Origin of the sequence: Enterococcus sp. 125944 (genome assembly GCF_051909435.1) — a bacterium.
Classification (GTDB): Bacteria; Bacillota; Bacilli; order Lactobacillales; family Enterococcaceae; genus Enterococcus_D; species Enterococcus_D gallinarum.
Genome location: NZ_JBQASY010000041.1, coordinates 1 through 5510 on the forward strand (window position 1 = coordinate 1; position 5510 = coordinate 5510).

The 5510-nt window shown below is 39.8% G+C and carries 6 protein-coding genes; 1 reads left to right on the forward strand and 5 read right to left on the reverse strand.

Features of this window, described 5'->3' with window-relative positions:
• From ACTFWY_RS17425 to ACTFWY_RS17440, 4 genes are all read right to left on the reverse strand, one after another.
• Window positions 1-557: replication initiation protein (locus ACTFWY_RS17425; protein WP_439948527.1), on the reverse strand; the 557-nt coding region annotated here is incomplete at its 3' end.
• Between the two features lie 1090 nt (window positions 558-1647).
• On the reverse strand, window positions 1648-2166 hold the full coding sequence (locus ACTFWY_RS17430) for a hypothetical protein (protein ID WP_439927333.1): 519 nt from the start codon (window positions 2164-2166) through the stop codon (window positions 1648-1650).
• Entirely contained in the window at window positions 2167-2670 is a 504-nt protein-coding gene (locus ACTFWY_RS17435; protein ID WP_439927332.1) for a hypothetical protein, read from the reverse strand.
• On the reverse strand, window positions 2671-3630 hold the full coding sequence (locus ACTFWY_RS17440) for a replication initiation protein (RefSeq protein ID WP_439927331.1): 960 nt from the start codon (window positions 3628-3630) through the stop codon (window positions 2671-2673).
• Between the two features lie 845 nt (window positions 3631-4475).
• Between ACTFWY_RS17440 and ACTFWY_RS17445 the strand changes: the two genes are divergently transcribed.
• A complete protein-coding gene (locus tag ACTFWY_RS17445; protein WP_439927330.1) occupies window positions 4476-4976 on the forward strand; it encodes a hypothetical protein in 501 nt (166 codons plus the stop codon).
• 266 nt (window positions 4977-5242) lie between these two features.
• Here the strand turns inward: ACTFWY_RS17445 and ACTFWY_RS17450 are convergent.
• Window positions 5243-5510, reverse strand: a 268-nt coding sequence (locus ACTFWY_RS17450; RefSeq protein ID WP_439948529.1) for a replication initiation protein, incomplete at its 5' end; no start/stop codon positions are given.

A 5510-nucleotide genomic window follows, 5' to 3' on the forward strand; every position in this document is an offset into this window, starting at 1 on the left:
GCTGGAGTGAGTATTGTTTTATTAATATCGCTCATTCGATAGCTCTTAGGAACGTCCAGAAGCCTTCTAAAGTCATCCATAGGTACTTCATAATAGCCGGTAGCCCTAAACTGTTTTAAAAGCCTATACAAGCCCTTGGAATAACTGCTCTTAAGGCTCACAAACTCCGCTAGTTCAAACCTTGTAAAGTTTGCCGTAAGTCCATTAAGGATATAGAAATACTTCTCTTTGATAGTTATGGATATAGTTTCTTCGGCTGTATCTATCGTAAATTCATCAAACAGAGTGAAGTAAGTCGTTCGGCTTCCTTTCTCCTCTTTGAAAATCAACGCCAAGAGCTTCTCATATGTGCTTTTAAGCTTAGTTACAAAAGCTTCTTTAGAGGTTTTCTTAAACTGGCTTAAGGAGCGTATCTGGTGGAAGGTAAACTCCACCTCATTCTTACCCTCGTCTCTCATTTTGGAGCAGATAGCAAAGAAGAGATCCAGCTCCACCTTACCAAAGCCTCTAAAGGCGACGGAATTCATATCATTATGGTATTTTACAACTTCATTCATAAAAGCCCTCCAGTATCGTTTATTTACGGCTATCATAACACTAAGGAGGAGAGTTGTATATACTCCCTCTTAAAACAGACAAAACTCCCCCTAAAAGCAGACAAAACTCCTCCCTAAAGCAGACGAAACTCCCCCCCGAAGCAGACGAAACTCCCCCTTCTAACAGACAAAACTCCCCCCTTAATAGGCTGTATCCCTTGGGAGAGTAAGTCGGGAAGCCCCCTAAAAGGTTTTAAAAGATATTAAAAAGATATATAAAAGGTTTTAAAAAGGATATAGCACGTTAGCAGCTACTCTATCCCCTAGAAAAGCATATGATAATGGAGTGACTTTACAGGGCTTATAGAAGCCGTTGACAGCCGTCTGAGAGAGTTTAAGCAGTCTTTTGATATAAATATACGTAGAACAGTCCAAAAGCTCTGAAAACGTCTCTCAGAGCCTCAGAAGCCCTATTAGGAAACTCCAATAAAAATAAAATTGACTTTGCCAAAACTCCGCATGGGAATTTCCAGAATTTGTCAGAGATAGACTGTCGCCGGCGCTCCGGACGGCTGTCAGATAGCCCCCTCCCTTAGCCCCTTGACCGTCTGTGGAGTCCTTGGGAAGCCTATTACAACGTATTGGTATAGCCGCTCTGGTGTCGTCCTCTGTCGTCTGCTCCAGCGGCGTGTGTCAGTGTCTCTCATAGAGTCTAACGACTGTTATCAAGCTGTTTAGAAGCTTCGAGAGTCTATGTATGTTTTAGCTGTTTGAGTGACTGATTCACTGCAATTGTAATTGGTCTAGTCAACTGTCAAAGCAGCTCAATCACTCCATTAGGTACTGTATGGAGAGTCTTATGGACAGCTGTAGTCTTTAGTCTATCAATGTTTCGTAAGCAGTTGTACCACACACCTCGGTAGCGTGCCTACAAGCCGCTCTGAGCTGTCTGACAGGCCTCTTATTTTGCTTTGGTATGATTCTATTTGATAGGCGTTTAAAAGGCTTCACACGCATTTTAGACGGCTATTTGAGTAGCTATCCCCTCAGAATAAGAGCATATAAAAAAGACCGTTCCAGAATTGGAACAGCCTTGTTAAGAGGGGAATATTCAGATAAGGGTAGCATATATGCTTGGAGCTTCATTCTTGATAGCTGTGGCTAAGCTTACAGATAGCTCCGTTAAGTTAGCCCCTCGATACTGCTCATACGTCTCGTGAGAGTCGTTAGACTCCTCCTCCAGCAACTGACTAATAGGCTCTTGCTTGCCATTCATAATGGAGTTATAAGCCTCTGCTCCAATCTTATTTCTTAGACGTGTAGCCTCTTCTGGAGAGAGTTCAAGAATCTCTTCTCTAGTGATTTGAGACACTGGATCAGACGTCTTTTCAGCGGCTTTCATAGACTCTATGGAAGACTTATAAAAGCTTTCGGCAAGCTCATTGATCTCTGCTTTCTTAGATTCATTATAAGCCGTTAACACGCTAGTTAAGTAGCTATGATAGCTCTCTCCAATAGCTGCTCCAGAAGTCCGGTCAGCAACTTCATAGACCTCAGCAGCTTTGTCAAAGGTTACTCCATAGGTCTCCAATTGATTGATTAGTCGTTGATTCATTTCTTTAAAGTTCATTTAAATTACTTCCTTCCGTGTTGGGTTTTTTGGTTTACGTTTAGTTAACTCTTGGAACCAGCCGTTATCATGGAGCTGTTTAGAGTTTTGGATAATGATTTTTAGCTGTGTTTGAGCGGATATTACACGACCGTCCAAAGTTATTTCCCCTACCTTTTTCAAGACTTCTTCACTAATTACATAAGTGTGGTGGCTTTCCGCTTCTCGATTGTTGTGTACTCTGCTCCATCTATTTGTGGTAGGGTCAATATAATTCTCCAAAGGATTGTTAATCATATTTACTAATAGAGATTCCACCACGCTATCATCAGATCCGTAGAAGCTTCTATAATTCCTTCTAAAAGTTTGAATCCAATTAAACTGCTTATCTGTCAAATTTAAGTGGACTGTTTTAGCCGAATGCTTAGCTGTTAAAGGCTTTCCATAATGGCTTTTGTAGTCCTTTGGAGTGGCCTTCCAAAACTGTTTCTCGTTTATTGCTCTCCATTTCTCAGATACTTTCATCTATTCGCCCTCCAGAATTAAGCATTGCTCTTTCATGTAGCCTTCTAAAGCTTCATACTCAGCCTTTGTAATAGGCGTTTCGAAGGCGTCCAATGCATATGTAGTAGTGCTGTCAGAAGCATTTTGAGAGCTTTTAGGCTCCTCCACTTGGATAGTTGGTTGAATAGCTTCTCTAGGAGCTGTCTGAGTGACGTGTGAAGCTTCTTTAGCTAACTTTTTGAAGGTTATATGACAAGACGTTATAGCTCGGCTACCTGCTCTACTGATTTTATTAACGTTTATGATCTCGAATAAGCCTTTTTGCTCAAGCTCTTCCAATGCAGGCAGAATGTACTTTCTGAAAAGGTCTTGATTATTGGTACTTTTCGGAACGTAGAGCTTTTCTTTCCAGCCTTCTAAGGAAAGATTGACAAAGCCTTTCGAGCTCCATTGACTCAGCAAGTAGAACATGCCTTTTGTATACTTCGATTTCAACTCCAAGAATTGGAATACATTTAGAAGCGTGAAGCCCTCTTCTTTACTGATTTTCAAGTAGCTGTTTACCATTCTGGAGCTAAGGTAAACTGTCAGCATACCGCTTTCTCTGTTAGTTCTAATCTCAGTAAAGAAGCTGTTAGAAACCTCCTCAGAGCCCTCTACATACGTGAGATTCGCTAGCATTAATGTTCTATGAATCTTATTAATTGCTGTCTTGGTGGCTGTATTTGACCGTTTAAAGCTTGCTACGTCCGATTTGATAGCTAACTCCTTAAGGTTGATTGAAAGCTCTCTGTCCTCTTTAATAGGCTCGTACACACTGCCTGTCTGCTTGGCAATTTCTAGCATGATAGCCGTTAATAGGTTTATTTCATTAACTTTTAAATCACTCCATAGGCGTACAGTATCAAAGCTGTTACTAATCATTAAGAAGTTGTCTTCACTTACTTTCTGGAAGTCTTTGTTTGTAGTTGTTGGATTCATATGGAAAGCCCCTTTCACTATTTCTAAAGGCTATCCCCTATCTAGGAAAAGAGTGTCCCACGCTACCTAAATAGAGGATAAAGCTGGCTGATATTGCCTAGCTAATACTCCATATGACTACCGGCTTTACCTAAACAGATTCACGGTCAATCCTGCACTCACTACGGGCTTTGCTGGGGTAGACTCACGGTCAATCCAGAGTAAAAGCTATTTAAGAGGCTGTATCCCACGTGGCTCAAGGCTTCTAGCGTTTATCTCTTTTAGGGTAAAGTATTATCTTAAAGTATTATCTTAAAGTATTATCTTAAAGCATATATAGCTCTGCTAAAGCAGACCTAAGAGGCTAAAGCCTCTATCTATTCCATAAAGAAATAAGATCAAAGATAAAAGAAAGAGATAACTCCATTACAAGAGAAGGAAGGGCGGCCGCCTGCCACGCCTCTCGAAGATGTGGTACCTGCGGGAATGGAGTCATATTTGAAAGCATAATAAAAAGCCCCTCTCCAGAGATTGGAAAGGAGCTATCTTGTTATTTTTAAAAGTTAGTTGACATAATACATGCTATGCCAAGTAGTCCGATTGCCAAGGCTTTCAGAGCCTAGCCTTGTGAAATGAAATTGGTCTAGTTCATGAAAGCTTATTCCAAGGCTTTTTCACTCTTTCAAAAGATTGTGAAATTCAGCTGTTTTCATAAGCCTTGGCTAGTTATCTGAAATGCGCTTAGAATGCGCCTGTGCCACACCATTTTAGCATACTCTATCAGTTTTGTGTTATGATTCCAATGATAAGTTATTACATAAGCTATTATATACTGATATTTAAATATGATTGGAGTGCTAAGGACTATGAATACCAACGATTCTGAACAATTATTCGATAGCAACGAAGTAGCAAAGCGTTTAAAAATCTCTCCGGTAACCGTTAGAAAGTATTCAAATGATATGGAGAAACTAGCTAAAAAGCCTATCTATACAAGGTCTATAGAGAATCGTACTAAGAAGCTTTTTGTTGAGAAAGATATATCGGCTTTTGTCTATATAATGGAGAACAAAGCAAAGCCTTCTTTAAACTATGAAATGGCTGTAAGTCAAGCATATATAAAGTATTATACAGAAACTGCTATCCACTCTTCGAATGAAATTATTGGCATATCGGTTGATAATGGAGTGATAAAAGAATATCAGTTGCTTATTAAGCAGCAAAATGAAGTTATTGAAAAGCAATCAGAACAAATCGGAGAGCTTACTGAAAGGCTCGATAAACTTATTGGACTATTGGAAGAGCCGAAGGAGTCTCAAAACGTTATCGAAAAGCCTTCCCTATGGAGTAGATTATTCAAACAGTAATAGAGAGACACTAAAAATAGTGTATAAGACAGCTATGGGCACACCATTTTTAGTGTTTTTGAGTTGCAAGGGTTTCTATATTCTTAGTATAATGCTCTTAGAAGCTCTTCTGCACTGCCGTTGCAGATACGGCGGTCTTTTACAAAAGCTACTCCAATAGGCTACTTACCAAAGCTTAGAGAAGCTGTTAGAAAGCTTATCTAAACGGCTTAAGGATAACTATATAATCAGCAATTAAAAAGGCTCTGGGATAGTCTCCCAGAGTCTTATTTTGTGTAATCGTAAAGTAGAATGGAGTCTTTCTTAGAAATTGGCTTAAAGCTAAAGATAAGCTTTACAACTGATATTCCACGGCTTCCAGGAACAGCCCTTTTAATCTTTTCACACTGTAGTTCTGGAAATATATCAGAAAGCTCTGTGAGAGCTGGAGTGAGTATTGTTTTATTAATATCGCTCATTCGATAGCTCTTAGGAACGTCCAGAAGCCTTCTAAAGTCATCCATAGGTACTTCATAATAGCCGGTAGCCCTAAAC

Coding starts and splice junctions, on each gene's coding strand:
- ACTFWY_RS17430 (WP_439927333.1), bottom strand. CDS start 2,166: ATGAACTTTAAAGAAATGAATCAACGACTAATCAATCAATTGGAGACC.
- ACTFWY_RS17435 (WP_439927332.1), bottom strand. CDS start 2,670: ATGAAAGTATCTGAGAAATGGAGAGCAATAAACGAGAAACAGTTTTGG.
- ACTFWY_RS17440 (WP_439927331.1), bottom strand. CDS start 3,630: ATGAATCCAACAACTACAAACAAAGACTTCCAGAAAGTAAGTGAAGAC.
- ACTFWY_RS17445 (WP_439927330.1), top strand. CDS start 4,476: ATGAATACCAACGATTCTGAACAATTATTCGATAGCAACGAAGTAGCA.